Below are 14,436 nucleotides of genomic sequence, written 5' to 3' on the forward strand. Positions count from 1 at the left end.
TGAAAGAAAGACCGACCACACTTTCTTGGACTACGAGTCCCAAACAAAAAATGGTCTTCTTCACTGTCATTTTAAAACCTGGTTTAAGTATGTTGGGGCTTCGAGCCCGTGTAAAGGAAATTAGGAACGAAATGAAGCAGTGAAGAATCTTTCAACACTTCTTAGGAGATGAAAATTATGTATGTACTTGCTTTAGATGTCTCAATGGGAAAAAGTTATGTCGTTATTTATCATGAAAATACTTGTCTTTTTGAACAAGAAATTCTTCACGATAAAACACATTTCAATGCACTTCTTCAAGAAATTTATGCTCTTCCAGAACGACCACAAATCGTTTTTGAAGCAACGGGGGTTTATTCAAGAGTCATTGAAACTTTTTGTCAAAAGAATCATTTCGCCTATTGTTTATTAAACCCTTTAGAAGCGAAAAGACAACTGAATATTGACTTACGTTCAGTCAAAACGGATAAACGAGATGCCCATCGACTGGCACAAACACACGGTCAATTTTTGCGGAAACAAAAACAATCTCAAACAGAAGTCTATAAACAAACACGCGATTTTGCACGCTTTTATCAACAAATTGAAAGGGACATTAAACGCACGAGAATGAACCTGCATACCGCTTTACAATTGACTTTCCCAGAATTGGAAACACTTTTCACGAACAGGTTATCAAAACTCGCCTTGAATCTTGTCGAACTTTTCCCCCACCCTGATTACTTGGCACACTTAAGCCAAACTAAGGTAAAAAATGTGTTAAAGAAAAATACGGATAAAAAAATCTCCGATCAAAAAGCCTTGGCTAAAGCACAAACCTTACTTTCACTTGCGCAAAATTCTTATCCAGCTGAATCTGGACAAAGTATTTCTGTTCAAAAAGTCGTGTATTATGCCCAACAATTGAAACAATTGCTTGTAACAAAAGAACAACTCGCCAAACAGCTAGTTGACATTGCGAAACAAACAATAGAATTTGATTTCTATCAAAGTATCCCTGGAATTGGTGAACTTTCTGCAGGACTCATTATTGGTGAATTAGGGGATATTCGGCGTTTTTCTTCTCATAAGCAATTGAATGCTTTCGTCGGTGTTGATACCAGAAGATATCAATCTGGAAAATATACAGCCAAAGAACACATGAATAAACATGGGAATCCGAAGGCCCGAAAAAATTTGTATTTTATTATGATGAACATGATTCGACAACAAGCGGCGGGGCCCAATCATCTTGTGGACTATTACTATAAACTAAAAACGCAACCTTCGCCCAAAAAGCATAAGGTTGCGCTCGTCGCCTGCATCAACAAGCTCTTGAAATGTCTCCATTCGATGGTACGACATTCAAGTCCGTATGATTACTCATACACGGCCTCTAACGACCAATAAGGAATATATCCTTACCTAGAATTATAGCATACCTAATAAAAAAATTTCTAATTTATTAGGCTTATTTCGTATACTTTTTTCTTGATAAAAACCAATAGAAAAAAGTACTTGACTAAACGTAGGAATAAGAACGTGGGACAAAAGTAAGAAACACTTCTGTCCCAACCTTTTTTTCTCCAATTTCTCAAACCTAAACGACTTTTGTCTCGATCTCTTCTTTTTATTTTTGGGGCATTGCCCCAATCCCTGTTTCTAACTTTTTATTAGCCATTGCTCTCATCACTTTTCATCTCTTTAAAAGCCTCAGATAGAGCTAGCAACATAGCTGAAAAAGCAAACGTTGCTAACAAACTAAATATAATGGTTTTGAAGCCTTTAAAATTATGATGGACGTAAATTGAAGTTAAGTTCCACACAATAAAAGGTGTGAGCCAATAAATCACCCATGAAATACTCGTTCGTAAATTAAGTTTTAAAACACCAAGAATTAACAAGGCATACCCCCCATAATAAAGAATAATTAACCAATCGAAAGAAGTATGAAAGAGTACCGATAATATCCAGTAAAACACAGCTGATAAACCGAGTGTAAATAATACACGACCAACGATATTTAGTTTCTTATACCACTTTGTAAAAGTATTCAATTTGTCATTCTCCTTTATATTGTAGTTACGCTTAGATAGCTTAATTTTTTTTGCAATACGCATAAGAGTATAGTACAAAAATATGTAAACATAAGACACGGTATCCAAATGTTCGATTTACTTTCCCTCAAAATAAAAACGTTTGCAAAACAAATTAATAGATTATAACTACCACTAAAACGAATTATGGGTAGCATTAAAAATCTAATAATATCCTACTATAATTTTTCTAAATCTATTTATGCCTGATAATTTTTACAAACCAAAATTACTAAAATACATCAACAGTAATCCAAACACTAAAAATACACCACATCCTAATAAAACAAAAATTGGTCAAAAAACTGCTAACCAACCAGAATCAATTTTACCTTTAATTTTTAACAGTACTGATACTATAGTTATTACCACTGAAATAGCTATGAATAAGGATATTATAGTAAAAATACTGTCATCAACATAACATACCTTTCTATTTTTACTAAAACAGCACACTATTCTTTACAAAGTTCTCTGTAATACTATTATCGGTTAATGATATTAACGTAATTATAACATCATTACACTTCTAGTAATATTTTTCTTTGTATGGATAACTAAAATTTTCCGCTAGCCCATCCATCTTGAGCCCTCATTGGACAGACGAACAAGGTCGATGGAAATTTCTATACCGGATTTTGGTTTAAAAACACCCTGGATGAAACACCAGTATAATGTCTGCTTCATAACGTTGATTCACAAATTGCTGTTTTTTAGTTTTCTTTGGCTAATTCGTCCCAAAAATTCTTGATAATTTTTAGGCGAATTAGTTCTTCTGACACGATGCCAAGCCACGGAAGTTCCCAATGAGTTGCTCCAGCGAAAAAAGTGCGTTGAGTCCAATACCGAAAACCAACTACCGCGAACTCACAAAAAGCTAAGAACTAAGGTATTTAGACTATTTCCTCAGCGCCTAGCTTTTTGACTATTCTGACTTACTACCAATATCATCTGATCAACTTAAGGCTAACATCCGTTCAAGGGCCTTTAAAGCTAATTTTGTGGTTCTTTCATCGACTGTGATCTGGTTGACGACTTCACCTTTCACCAATTGTTCCAAAGACCAAGCTAAATGAGGCAAACGGATGCGGTTCATCGTCAAGCAGGCACAGGAACGAGGATTCAAAAAACTGATTTTTTTATCGATAAAGGTGTCCTTCATTCGACCGACAAGATTATTATCAGTTCCAATCGCCCAATGACTACCCGCCGGAGCCGCCGACACCACCTGCAAGATTTTATTGGTGGAGCCATACTCGTCGGCCAACGCCACTACTTCCTGAGGACATTCAGGGTGGACGATTATGTTAATCTCAGGGTCAGCTTGCTTCAAGGCTTTGATCTGACCTGAGGTAAATTGTTGGTGCACCGAACACCAGCCATCCCAGAGAATCACTCTTGGGTCAGTTTCAGCGGAGGCAATCAGTTCATTTTTACGGGGATTCCACAGGGCCATGTCTGATAAAGGAATGCCCATCCCAAAAGCTGTATTGCGGCCTAAATGTTGATCCGGTAAAAAAAAGATTCGCTTCTTCTGCTTGAATGCCCATTTCAACACCTGGGTCGCATTACTGGAAGTCACGGTAACTCCCCCGTGTTCCCCAACAAAAGCTTTCACTGCAGCAGTCGAATTAATATAGGTAATCGGTAAAATTTCAGCAGGATATTTCTCCTGTAGCTGCTCCCAAGCGGCCTGTAGTTGATAACGATCCGCCATATCTGCCATCGTGCAACCCGCAGTCAAATCTGGCAAAATTACTTGCTGATTGGCTTCTGTCAACATATCAGCTGTTTCCGCCATAAAATGGACGCCACAAAAAACGATATATTCCGCCGTTTTATTTTTGGCGGCAAGCTGAGCCAATTGTAAAGAATCCCCTACCTCATCGGCCAAGGCCACAATCTCATCTTTTTGATAGTGATGAGCCAAGATTAATAGCCGCGAACCGAATTGTTTTTTTGCTGCCAGAATTTTTTCTGTTAGCTGACTTGCTGAAGCATCAAAATAATCCTGCGTGATGCGTTGCCCTTGAAATTCTGTCAAAATGCTCATCCTTTTACTCCTTCCTTACTATTAAAACTGATATCTAAAGCTGTTACTGAGTGGGTCAGAAAGCCTAGAGAAATACAATCAGCCCCCGTTCCTTGATAGTTCGCGATATTTTCTAATGTAATCCCACCAGAAATTTCAGTGGTGATACCGGCGGGGACCAGCTGCTGAAATTCCTTGACTTCAGTGGGCGTACGGTTATCGAACATAATCACATCCACCTGAGCCTCAATCGCCGCCTGCAATTCTTCTTTTGTTTCCACTTCCACTTCGATCTTTACCATGTGGCCTAATTGTTGGCGGGCTTTTTTAACGGCGGTTGGTATCCCACCGGCAAAGGAGATATGATTATCCTTTAACATCACCCCATCGTCTAAACCAAAACGATGATTAAACCCACCACCTTGTGTCACCGCGTACTTGTCAAACAATCGTAGCCCTGGCGCCGTCTTGCGGGTGTCGCAGATTTTGATACTTGGGTCAGCGAGACGCTCACAAGCAATCCTAGTCGCGGTGGCAATTCCTCCCATTCGCTGCCATAGATTCAAGATTGTCCGTTCGCCGGTTAACAGTGTGCGAATCGGTCCGGTGACTTTTGCCAAAATAGTTCCTGCCGATTGATAACTTCCTTCTGCCACTAGCGGCGTAAATTCCACCTGTCCTCCTAATAATTCATAGACTAACGGGGCAATGAATAAACCACAAACCACTCCATCAGCTTTTAGAAGAAAGGTTCCTTCCCCTTGAGCTTCGACGGGAAAGATTGTTTCACTGGAAAGATCACCAAAACCGAGATCTTCATTGAGAAATAAGTGTAATGCGTCTTTTACTGCAATCTGATTCATCTTAATTTTCCCTCCAGGCATGGGCCCCTAAATTTTCTTTGCGTGCCAAGGCTGCTTGAGCAATTGCTTCAGCCACTAAGCACAAATTTGCTGTTTCTAATTCATTTAAACTATAGTGGGCTGGTAAAGATTGAAAATCAAACTGGGCCAGCCAAGTTAAAAATTCCTCGATTTCTGTTGGACTTCGTTGGATTCCCAGCGCTGCCCAAGCCCGAGTTTGCAATACTGCTTTATCCGGTAAAGTAAATTTATCGGCTAGTTTTTGAGAAATAGGTGTTGTCGCTTTTGTTTCGTCGGGTAAATCCGCAATCCCTTGGGCTACTTGGTGACTAAAGACAACGCACTCCAATAAGGAATTACTGGCTAAGCGATTCGCGCCATGAACTCCGGTACAAGCGGCCTCTCCGACTGCATACAATCCTGGCAAGCTAGTAGCACCAGTTTGATCCGTAGCAATTCCCCCCATCATAAAATGTGCCCCTGGTCGAACCGGAATCAAATTGTTTTGCCGAAATGGAATTTGATGGCGATCGATTAATTGGGTAATCTGGGGGAAATGTGTTTCAAAATCTTGTACTTCCCTCAGATCCAAGAAAATTTGATGACCGGCTTGATATTCTGCGGTCAATGCCCGTGCCACGATGTCGCGTGGAGCTAGGTCTTGCATTGGATGGACCTCCTTCATCACTAGGCGACCATGCTCATCAACTAAATGGGCCCCCGCTCCCCGGACAGCTTCGGAAATCAAGCCGTAACACTTTCCATCCTGGGTTAATAATGTCGGATGAAATTGAACAAATTCCATATCCGCTAAGCTTACTCCCGCTCGGATAGCTAAAGCCGCTCCATCGCCGGTGATGGTTTCGTCATTAGTGGTCAAAGGATACAACCCGCCGATGCCCCCAGTTGCTAAAATGACAGCATCCCCATAAAGTTGTGTAGGTTCTCGGGTTTCACTCAGATATTCCACCCCGATACAGCGTCCCTCCCCTAAGAGCAAACGAGTCACCGGCTGATTTTCTTTGATTTCCACTTGCGCCAAATGTTCATGGGCAAAGCGGGTCAGATATTTACCGGTCTGATCTCCATGACAATGTAAAATTCGAGGAGAACTATGGGCTCCTTCCAAACCAAATTGCCAATTTCCTTGCTCATCTTGATCAAAAGCCATTCCTTGTTGAATCATCTTCTCGATCGCTGTGACCCCATTTTTGACTAATAGGCTCGTTGCCGCCGGATCATTATGAAAAACACCGGCTTTGAGAGTATCTTGATAGTGGGCCTGCCAATTATCATCTGGTGACATAGCAACAGCAATTCCCCCTTGTGCTAGCATCGAATTGCAATCGGTCAATTTTTTTTGGTAAACAATGTCACTTTACATTGCTCCTGTAAGCTAGTGGCAGTCAAACTACCGGCTAGGCCTCCACCAACAATAATTACTGTTTTTGTTTTCATCTTAAATCGATCCCCAATATGTTTGTGTCTTGACAATAATATGCACCTATTCTACCATACATGTCAAGACAGTTTAGAAAGGAGTTTCTATGAACTATTTTGATTATGCGGCAACTACACCAATGTCAGCGATTGCATTAAAAGTTTACCTTGAAACAGCGGAAAAATATTATGGGAATCCCTCCAGCAACCACCCCATTGGACAGGCTGCTCAACAATTATTGAGCCATTGCCGGCAAGTCTTTAGCGAACTGGTTGAGAAACCAACCGAAAGTTTGATTTTCACCAGTGGCGGAACCGAAAGTAATCAATTGGCTTTAGCTTTGAGTTTAAAACTACTTCCAAAAGAAAGACGGGAAGTGTTGGTCAGCCCGATTGAACATCCCTCATTACTTTATGCTTTGGCCGCTGATCCAACGATTCGGGTAACAAAACTGCCCCTTGATCAGCAAGGAAAAATTTCACCGGCTGTTTTCGCTGAAGCACTAACAGATCAGACGGGACTGGTGGTTATCCAACAACTCAATTCGGTGACTGGAATCCAACAACCGATTGATGCCTTGGCCAAGATAGCTCGCCAACACAAAATCCTGTTTCACTGCGATTGTGTCCAGAGTTTTGGTAAACAGCCTTTACCAAAAGGTATCAGCTCTTTTAGTGCCGCCAGTCATAAGCTCGCTGGTCCCAAAGGCTGTGGCTTACTGTATCTTGATTCAACAGTCGCTTTTCGCCCCCTCAGTCCTGGAACGACGCAGGAACAAGGTTTTCGTGGTGGGACACAAGATTTGCCGGCCATTGCGGCTTTTACTCAGGCGGCTAGTGAAGCCTTTAAGGAAATGTTGCAAAATCTGACTTATTTTCGGAGGCTTCAACAGGCTTTGATCAATGATTTGCCTGATTGGGAGTTCGTTGCGGGGGATTTTCCAGGAATCCTCGGATTATTTTCCCCCTCCCTTGGCGCCAGCGATCTTGTGACGGCGATGGCGGAAAGAGATTTCGCCTTATCGACGACTGCGGCTTGCAACAGTCGTGAGTTAGTCGATCCCAGCTTAGCCGCATTAGGACTGGACAAAAATCAAGCAGATCACTTTTTTCGAGTCTCATTCAGTTCAGCGACGACCCTTGAGCAAGTCCACCAGTTGGCACAAACGTTAAGGGAAATCACGGATGCTGCCTCCTAACAAAATTTATAATGTATGAACTAGATCATAAAAACTTCCTGATGATGGCTGTAGGCTAAACCAACTTTGATCAGTCGACCACAGCATATTAGGTCTGAAGACAATAATAAAAAAAGCTTAAAAGACTAGTCAAACGGTCTTTGGAAAATTCCTTTTCCTTGCTCGTTGACTAGTCTTTTAAGCTTAACTCGATAGTGTCTCACATCATATTATCGATAAAATGCAACAGACGATCTTTTACATCTTCCGTTGATCCTTTTAGTGAATCACCATAAACTGAAATTTTCTTTTTTCCAGATTTGATCTTTTTTAATATCCCCATCAAAGAGTCCAAGTCGTTATCCGATAAATGATCGACGATATCTAATAATTTTTCATTGCCATCAAATTTATCGTTCACGAATTTTTTTACTTTTGATCGAGTCGTTAGATGATGAATCTTTTCAATCACTTTACCTGAAACAATAACAGTAGTTGCCACACTAGCAGCAGCTGCGACAGTTAATCCGATCGTTACTTTTGTTGATGTTTTCATAATTATCAGCTCCTTTTATCTAACTTAATCATAGCATAGACAAAAGAATAAACGTACTATTTAACCCCGTTGCCTGAGTAAAAAAAACAAAGAAATTTAGACTAAAATCATTTTCTGTCTCTCATCTACTAGGCAAGTACTGGATATTGGTCAAAACTTCTGGTAAGTTTTCTTCCAACTCCGCCAGCTTGTTCCAGATCAATGTCATCGTTTCGAAAAATTCATGGGAAGACTTGTCCGAATTCAAACTACCCAAAGCATTTAACCACAATAGTTCTAATAAGTAAGGTTCTTTGATTCCGGTTTGTTCTTGTATGTACTCAAAAAATGCACGTTTGAATAAGGAAGCCATATCTAATTCAGATTTGATCACCACACCCTTGATACTTTCATGGATCGAAAAGAATTCTTTTAATAAATGAACAATACTGAAAAAATCATCTACGACATACTCCGTCAAGTAACGATCGAAACAAATCGTGATCTCCTCAAGTATTTTTTCTTTTAGTATACGTATCGATTTAAAATGCGCATAGATTGGATAAGTAGAGCAACCACAAAAAGAAGCTAAGCTTCTCGCTGTTATCATCGATATCCCGTTTTCTTCAGCATACACCATACTTTTAAAGAGTAAATACTCTTTACTAAAATTTGTTACTCTTCCCACGGACTCATCCGTCCTTTCATTTGGATTTTATTGACTGATCCTATTCTTGTGTATTCGTTTCCTCATCGATAAAAATAACAAACATAACAGAAATTTGTGCAAGCTTTCCCACAAGGTATAACTGAACACTGATTTGTTCATGACTCATCATACACATTGCTGTTAAAACATAACACTTAAGGCTTAATATCAACATAAAAACAAATTTTTTATTTTATACCATCCGTTATAGCTTGACAAATCAAGCAAAGAAATAAACAATAGGATAAATGAATCAATGATGCTTTTTAAATAACGATTATAAAAATAATATTCTAGTATAATGTGAGAATAACATACATTGAAAACACTTTCCACTCACATTTTTTGTCTCGTTCTGGACAACAATAAGATTAAAAAGGAGGACTTCATGTTAATCGATGCTAGAAAAAAAGAATTACTTGTTCTCTATACGATCATTCAAAAAGAGACATGTACGCTACAAGAATTAGCGACTACTTTGTCGATTCCCAAAAGAACCATCAAAGAAATCATACGAAAGCTGAATGGAACGATTTTCCAATATTTAAAAATCGCCAACTTTATCCAGTCTACAGCGAAAGGAACGATCCAAACGATCGAGCCAAGTTTAAATGATAAAATGACTATTTTCTATAGGGTAAAGTTATTCTATCTTCAAGAATCAAATCGATTCAAATTCTTATTATTGCTTTTTAATTATCCGGACACTCATGTCCCTAAAAAAGTCTTACTCGAGCAGCTATATATTTCACCTTCTTATCTTGAGAAACTAAAGAGGCAATTGAATAAAGTATTAGGTCGTTTCCAATTACAACTTGTTTCACGCCAAAATTGCTATATGATCACAGGAAATGAACTTTTTTTAAGAGTCTTTATGTATCATTTTTTCTCAGAATCTTTCCAAGGTATTCAATGGCCTCTAAAAAGTCTGAGATATTCTTCGGTAAAAAAAGAGAAGTTGCTGTCACATGAACTATTAACAAAAACAGCGATCAAACAATATGAAAACAGATTCTTGCTGATGGCCATTTTTATGATTCGATCGAAGCTGCAACATCTGGACGATCCTACAATGCTATCCACCTATGAAATAATGAGGATCATCTATCAAACAAAAGATTTTTCTGGAGAGTTCAAACAGCACTTTTTTTCAATCTTTCCGCAAAATATCGCAATGAATGAAATCATCATATTTAATTTCCTGCTGTGCTACTTTTTTCCTAATCTAGTTTCGGATCAGCAAAAAACACTTTTTGGTTATGAATTATCTAAAAGTAACCATCCAATTTGCCGAAAAACTTCGCTCTTAGTAAAAAAACTTGCTGATTCCTTTCCTTTTATTCGTACACCAGAAAAAAAATATTATTACGGGTATTTCATCATCATGATGACGTCGTTCATTTTATTGCTAGAAACGAACGTAGAAGATTTCCAGCCACTTTTTTTTCCAAAAAAGTCGCCAAGTAAAGCAATTGAAGATAGCCAACTGGAGAAAATAAAAGCACTTATCGAATGTGTCTACTTACATTCCCCCCACAAAGAAATACTTACTGGAAAACTTAGTCAGTTGATCCATACACTTTTACACGCAGAAGAAAAAAAAGAACTCTTTATTCATTTTCAAATAAACAAACCATTGACCGGTAATTATTACATAAAAAGTCGATTGAAAAATCTCTTTAATGAGCAATTCCTACATATTACTGAAACTCCAGAAAAGGCAGATTTGATCATCACCGATGAATTTGAGATATCCCAGCAAAATGCTGAAATCTTTTATCTTGATCCACACGATGAGAATGAATCATGGTCCAAACTGATCAACTTGATCAAAAAAATGTATCTCAATTGATATTTTTTGACTAAATACTAATTGGATTTATTTACGCATGGAGAAGTACTGCATCCAATAGAGCAAGAACAGAGAATACAAAAAAGCTGTCGATCACAAGAATTCGTAGTTCAAATTCTATGATCGACAGCCCACTTCACTGTCGGTTTTGAATGAAAGAAAAGTAAAAAATGATTCTTTTTGTTCCTAATCTCTTCTGTTTCCACCAAAAATCAGGATCAAACGTAACAACTGTAAAAAAGTAGATAAAGCAGCTGCTACATAAGTCAATGCGGCTGCAAACAATACGTGTCTGGCCATCGGTACTTCATCTTCTGCCAAAAGACCGCCTTCACTTAAGATACGGATTGCTCGTCTTGATGCATTGAATTCCACCGGTAATGTGACTAATTGAAACAATAAAGCTAACGAAAAAGCAAATATTCCAATATTGATCAAGGTATCATTCCAGCTTAAAAGTACCCCTACCAAAATCAGTGGAAATGAGATCATTGAGCCAAAGTTCGCAACCGGAACTAATGCCGCTCTGATTTTCAGCGGTGCATAACCGACTGCGTCTTGGACAGCGTGTCCACATTCATGAGCTGCTACACCGATTGCTGCAACAGATGTCGACTGAGCAGTTGCCTGAGATAAACTCAACATCTTATTCCCAGAATTGTAGTTATCTGTTAAATTCCCTGCAATTTGTTGCACTCCAACATCATTGATCTGTTGACTTTGTAAAATGAATTGAGCTGCTTGCGTACCTGTCACATGGTTTTTACTTTGTATTTGATCATATTTTCGAAACGTACTATTGACGTAAGCCGAAGCAATTCCTGATATGATCAGACCAGCTATGACTAATATAAATGTTGGATCAAAGAAACCATACATTCCATATCCATACATGTTGATTTCACTCCTTTTTACTTTACCTTATTTTACCATGAGTAATACGAAAAGAATGTGAAAATAACTTGAGCTTTTTATAGCTTTTTAACATATTCTGATTTTAACTTCATCGGACCGAAGCCATCGACTTTACAGTCAATGTTATGATCGCCTTCAACTAAACGAATATTTTTGACTTTCGTGCCTTGTTTGATTGCTCCTGTAGCGCCTTTGACTTTTAAATCTTTGATCACTGTGACGCTATCCCCTTCTGCCAAACGATTCCCGTTTGCATCAAGTACAACCAATCCTTCTTCTTGTTGATTCGTTTCTTCACTGCTCCATTCATTTGCACATTCTGGACAAATATAAAGCCCTCGATCTTCATAGGTATATTCAGATCCGCATTGCGGACAATTTGGTAATGTCATCTTCTTTCTCCTTTAAAAATAGCGTTAATCCATATTGTAACGGATAGCCCGCCATTTGAAAAGACACATTTGTGATTTTTAACACAATAATGATTTCCTTTACGATTATTGCATGTATCTTCTTATCATTCAGAAGCTTTGGGCAAAATTATTTGTTGAATGCCCGACACATTTCTTGTATTTCTTGATAGATTTCTGCTACTTCAGTGAGATCTTTCGCATTGGCTCCACTTGCTAATGGATGTCCACCGCCGTGATGACGCTTCGCCAGTTCATTGATAACAGGGCCTTTCGAACGTAGGCGTACACGATAATAGCCTTCTGGTTGTTGGACAAAGATCCCCCATGCTAATACCTCATCGATCACTCCTGGCAATGAGACGATTGCAGCTGTCTCGGAGTCATCAATCGCGTACTTCGAAAGGATTTCTTGGGATAAGATCACCTTGCCAGCGCCATGTTCATCAACTTCGATATTTTGATAGATATACCCTGAAAGTTTCGCTACCTTCATAGGCATTTGTTCGATTTCTCGGTTTAGCGCACTTGCATCAAACGGATAGCTCATTAGGATTGCAGCAATCTCTAGCGTTCTTGAGGTAGTAGCTGGATATAAGAAACGTCCAGTATCCCCTACGATCCCTGCATAAAGAAGACGGGCTGCTTGCGCATTGATTTTTAGCTCATCTGGGAATAGCAACGCAAACTCAGCAATCATTTCACTGCAACTGCTTGCATCCGTATTGACCCAGACCAAATCTCCGTAAGGCTCATCATTTGGATGATGATCGATCTTTATCAGTTTATCGCCAAGATCATAGCGTTTATCACTGATTCTAGGGGAATTTGCTGTATCTGTCACGATCACCAATGCATTTTGATACACCTGATTTTCTATCGTCTCCATCTCTGCTAAAAAACGAAGCCCCTCAACTGTTTCACCCACTTGATAAATCTCTTTGGTTGGAAAGCTTTCTCGTAAAATTTCTGCTAACCCAACTTGAGAGCCTAAAGCATCTGGGTCAGGGCGTTGATGCCGATGGATGATGATTCGATCATATTTTTTTATTTCTGTTATTATTTCTGATTGGATAGACATTTTTTTCCTGCTTTCTAAGAACGTTCCATTACTTGACACACCACAATAGCTTTTGAAACGATCGTATTTTCAATGTATACTTCGATATCTAGTTTGGCAGATCTTCTGCCTATTTCTAATACTCGAGGACGTATATCTAGCTCGCTTTCTAATTGGATCAAACGTAGGTAATGCAGATTTACTTGTTCGATCAAAATGTTTCTTCGCTGATTCATCACCATTGTTTTTTGTGCGACATCTGCAAGGATCTCACTCAAAACACCAAAGGAAATCGTACCGACGCCGTTGACCATTTGTGGGGTCACGACAAACTTGAATTTAGGATTCTCTAAACGATTTCCTTCTTTATCCACATCGATTGTTTGGATGCTGCCAGAAATCTGATCAGAGATCGTATCTGCGATTTGCGGCTGTCTTTGGACGAGCTGCATAGCTTTCATTACATCCTGACGAGTGATTACTCCTTCAAGAGTCAAATCATCTGACACTACTGGCATCACTTCCAAGCCATCCCAGATCATTTGATGGCTGACTGAAGCGACACTCATCGTTTTTTTGACACTGATCGGTTCTTTCGTCATGACACGATCAATAAATTGAGTAGCTGATTTTCCTAACACATCTTTTGCTGTGATGATCCCCATCAGACGCATATGACGATTCACTACAGGAAATCGTGAATGCTGTGTTTCTTCTGATAATTTCTGATAATCAGCAATTGTATCTGTTTGAAATAAGTAGTGTGTTTTTTCTGCTGACATATAAATATCACTGACTAGCATGATATCTTTTTTGATTAACTGATCACTCAATGCACGGTTGATCATTGTCGCAACTGTAAACGTGTCATAACTTGTTCGCAGGATCGGCATGGCTAATTCATCTGCTAACTGTGCGATTTCAGGAGTTGTATCAAAACCACCTGTGATGAGTACTGCTGCACCATCCTCTAAAGCAAGCTTTTGCACTTCTGCTCTGTTCCCTACGATCATCAACGATCCGGGAGTGATATAGCGTTCCATTGCATGCTTTGTCATTGCGCCGATCACAAATTTGTTCAGTACTTTATCAAGCCCAGAGGCACCGCCTAACACATCTCCTTCAATGATCCGTACAACTTCACCAAACGTCAAACGCTCGATATGTTTTTTTAATTTCCGCTCGATCCGAATCGTACCAACGCGTTGGATGGTCGAGACTAAACCAACATTTTCCGCATCTTTGATTGCTCGATAGGCAGTACCTTCGCTGACACTCAGTTCTTTTGCAATACTTCTTACTGAAATACGATTTCCTACTGGCAAACTTTCAATATATTCTAAAATTAAATCATGCTTCGTCGCCAT

15 protein-coding genes are annotated in these 14,436 nt (G+C 39.2%); 4 read left to right on the plus strand and 11 right to left on the minus strand.

The window, feature by feature from the left end:
• Window positions 1–168: 168 nt before the first annotated feature.
• Entirely contained in the window at window positions 169–1,389 is a 1,221-nt protein-coding gene (locus CJZ72_RS02185) for an IS110 family RNA-guided transposase (protein ID WP_095443576.1), read from the plus strand.
• Between the two features lie 263 nt (window positions 1,390–1,652).
• Here the strand turns inward: CJZ72_RS02185 and CJZ72_RS02190 are convergent, their stop codons facing one another.
• A complete protein-coding gene (locus CJZ72_RS02190) occupies window positions 1,653–2,036 on the minus strand; it encodes a hypothetical protein (RefSeq protein ID WP_005876700.1) in 384 nt (127 codons plus the stop codon).
• A gap of 241 nt (window positions 2,037–2,277) precedes the next feature.
• On the opposite strand from CJZ72_RS02190, the gene CJZ72_RS14355 reads away from it, so the two are divergent.
• Window positions 2,278–2,499 carry a hypothetical protein gene (locus CJZ72_RS14355; RefSeq protein WP_157728879.1) on the plus strand — a complete coding sequence of 74 codons (222 nt, stop codon included), beginning with the start codon at window positions 2,278–2,280 and terminating at the stop codon, window positions 2,497–2,499.
• Between the two features lie 531 nt (window positions 2,500–3,030).
• Here the strand turns inward: CJZ72_RS14355 and nadA are convergent.
• The 4 genes from nadA to CJZ72_RS14360 are packed head-to-tail and all read right to left on the minus strand — an operon-like array spanning window position 3,031 to window position 6,428.
• Window positions 3,031–4,128, minus strand: coding sequence for a quinolinate synthase NadA (nadA, locus tag CJZ72_RS02195; protein ID WP_095443583.1), 1,098 nt, complete (start codon window positions 4,126–4,128; stop codon window positions 3,031–3,033).
• Window positions 4,125–4,970, minus strand: a complete 846-nt coding sequence (nadC, locus tag CJZ72_RS02200; RefSeq protein WP_005876697.1) for a carboxylating nicotinate-nucleotide diphosphorylase — start codon at window positions 4,968–4,970, stop codon at window positions 4,125–4,127. The genes nadA and nadC overlap by 4 nt, the downstream gene beginning before the upstream one ends.
• Before the next feature lies 1 nt (window position 4,971).
• A complete protein-coding gene (locus CJZ72_RS02205; protein WP_095444026.1) occupies window positions 4,972–6,306 on the minus strand; it encodes an FAD-binding protein in 1,335 nt (444 codons plus the stop codon).
• 14 nt (window positions 6,307–6,320) lie between these two features.
• The gene (locus CJZ72_RS14360) at window positions 6,321–6,428 is read right to left on the minus strand and encodes an NAD(P)-binding protein (RefSeq protein WP_157728880.1); all 108 of its coding nucleotides are present in this window, start codon (window positions 6,426–6,428) and stop codon (window positions 6,321–6,323) included.
• A gap of 89 nt (window positions 6,429–6,517) precedes the next feature.
• On the opposite strand from CJZ72_RS14360, the gene CJZ72_RS02210 reads away from it, so the two are divergent.
• Complete coding sequence (locus CJZ72_RS02210; protein ID WP_081135551.1) at window positions 6,518–7,609, plus strand: cysteine desulfurase family protein; 1,092 nt, start codon at window positions 6,518–6,520, stop codon at window positions 7,607–7,609.
• A 199-nt stretch (window positions 7,610–7,808) separates the two neighbouring features.
• Here CJZ72_RS02210 and CJZ72_RS02215 read toward each other — a convergent pair whose 3' ends face one another.
• Both CJZ72_RS02215 and CJZ72_RS02220 read right to left on the minus strand, forming a co-directional pair.
• Window positions 7,809–8,144, minus strand: a complete 336-nt coding sequence (locus tag CJZ72_RS02215) for a hypothetical protein (RefSeq protein ID WP_016177727.1) — start codon at window positions 8,142–8,144, stop codon at window positions 7,809–7,811.
• Between the two features lie 121 nt (window positions 8,145–8,265).
• Window positions 8,266–8,811: a hypothetical protein gene (locus tag CJZ72_RS02220; RefSeq protein WP_081135554.1), complete on the minus strand. Its 546-nt coding sequence runs from the start codon at window positions 8,809–8,811 to the stop codon at window positions 8,266–8,268.
• Window positions 8,812–9,220: 409 nt separating this feature from the next.
• Here CJZ72_RS02220 and CJZ72_RS02225 point away from each other — a divergent pair, with 409 nt between their 5' ends.
• On the plus strand, window positions 9,221–10,684 hold the full coding sequence (locus CJZ72_RS02225) for a helix-turn-helix domain-containing protein (protein ID WP_227260171.1): 1,464 nt from the start codon (window positions 9,221–9,223) through the stop codon (window positions 10,682–10,684).
• A 186-nt stretch (window positions 10,685–10,870) separates the two neighbouring features.
• On the opposite strand, the gene CJZ72_RS02235 is transcribed toward CJZ72_RS02225, so the two are convergent.
• The 4 genes from CJZ72_RS02235 to CJZ72_RS02250 form a co-directional block, all read right to left on the minus strand.
• Entirely contained in the window at window positions 10,871–11,578 is a 708-nt protein-coding gene (locus tag CJZ72_RS02235) for a zinc metallopeptidase (RefSeq protein ID WP_005876685.1), read from the minus strand.
• 77 nt (window positions 11,579–11,655) lie between these two features.
• Window positions 11,656–11,991 carry a zinc ribbon domain-containing protein YjdM gene (locus CJZ72_RS02240; protein WP_081135559.1) on the minus strand — a complete coding sequence of 112 codons (336 nt, stop codon included), beginning with the start codon at window positions 11,989–11,991 and terminating at the stop codon, window positions 11,656–11,658.
• 148 nt (window positions 11,992–12,139) lie between these two features.
• Entirely contained in the window at window positions 12,140–13,090 is a 951-nt protein-coding gene (locus CJZ72_RS02245) for a DHH family phosphoesterase (protein WP_081135562.1), read from the minus strand.
• A gap of 14 nt (window positions 13,091–13,104) precedes the next feature.
• On the minus strand, window positions 13,105–14,436 hold the full coding sequence (locus CJZ72_RS02250) for a DRTGG domain-containing protein (protein ID WP_005876680.1): 1,332 nt from the start codon (window positions 14,434–14,436) through the stop codon (window positions 13,105–13,107).

The sequence above is a fragment of the Enterococcus durans genome (assembly GCF_002277935.1).
GTDB classification, from domain to species: domain Bacteria; phylum Bacillota; class Bacilli; order Lactobacillales; family Enterococcaceae; genus Enterococcus_B; species Enterococcus_B durans.

What these genes read in the sequence shown, in the direction of transcription:
- CJZ72_RS02210 (WP_081135551.1), top strand. Translation starts at nt 6,518, where the DNA reads ATGAACTATTTTGATTATGCGGCAACTACACCAATGTCAGCGATTGCA.
- CJZ72_RS02185 (WP_095443576.1), top strand. Translation starts at nt 169, where the DNA reads ATGAAAATTATGTATGTACTTGCTTTAGATGTCTCAATGGGAAAAAGT.
- CJZ72_RS02245 (WP_081135562.1), bottom strand. Translation starts at nt 13,090, where the DNA reads ATGTCTATCCAATCAGAAATAATAACAGAAATAAAAAAATATGATCGA.
- CJZ72_RS02215 (WP_016177727.1), bottom strand. Translation starts at nt 8,144, where the DNA reads ATGAAAACATCAACAAAAGTAACGATCGGATTAACTGTCGCAGCTGCT.
- CJZ72_RS14360 (WP_157728880.1), bottom strand. Translation starts at nt 6,428, where the DNA reads ATGAAAACAAAAACAGTAATTATTGTTGGTGGAGGCCTAGCCGGTAGT.
- CJZ72_RS02250 (WP_005876680.1), bottom strand. Translation starts at nt 14,436, where the DNA reads ATGGCGACGAAGCATGATTTAATTTTAGAATATATTGAAAGTTTGCCA.
- nadC (WP_005876697.1), bottom strand. Translation starts at nt 4,970, where the DNA reads ATGAATCAGATTGCAGTAAAAGACGCATTACACTTATTTCTCAATGAA.
- CJZ72_RS02225 (WP_227260171.1), top strand. Translation starts at nt 9,221, where the DNA reads ATGTTAATCGATGCTAGAAAAAAAGAATTACTTGTTCTCTATACGATC.
- CJZ72_RS02205 (WP_095444026.1), bottom strand. Translation starts at nt 6,306, where the DNA reads ATGCTAGCACAAGGGGGAATTGCTGTTGCTATGTCACCAGATGATAAT.
- CJZ72_RS02235 (WP_005876685.1), bottom strand. Translation starts at nt 11,578, where the DNA reads ATGTATGGATATGGAATGTATGGTTTCTTTGATCCAACATTTATATTA.
- CJZ72_RS14355 (WP_157728879.1), top strand. Translation starts at nt 2,278, where the DNA reads ATGCCTGATAATTTTTACAAACCAAAATTACTAAAATACATCAACAGT.
- CJZ72_RS02240 (WP_081135559.1), bottom strand. Translation starts at nt 11,991, where the DNA reads ATGACATTACCAAATTGTCCGCAATGCGGATCTGAATATACCTATGAA.
- nadA (WP_095443583.1), bottom strand. Translation starts at nt 4,128, where the DNA reads ATGAGCATTTTGACAGAATTTCAAGGGCAACGCATCACGCAGGATTAT.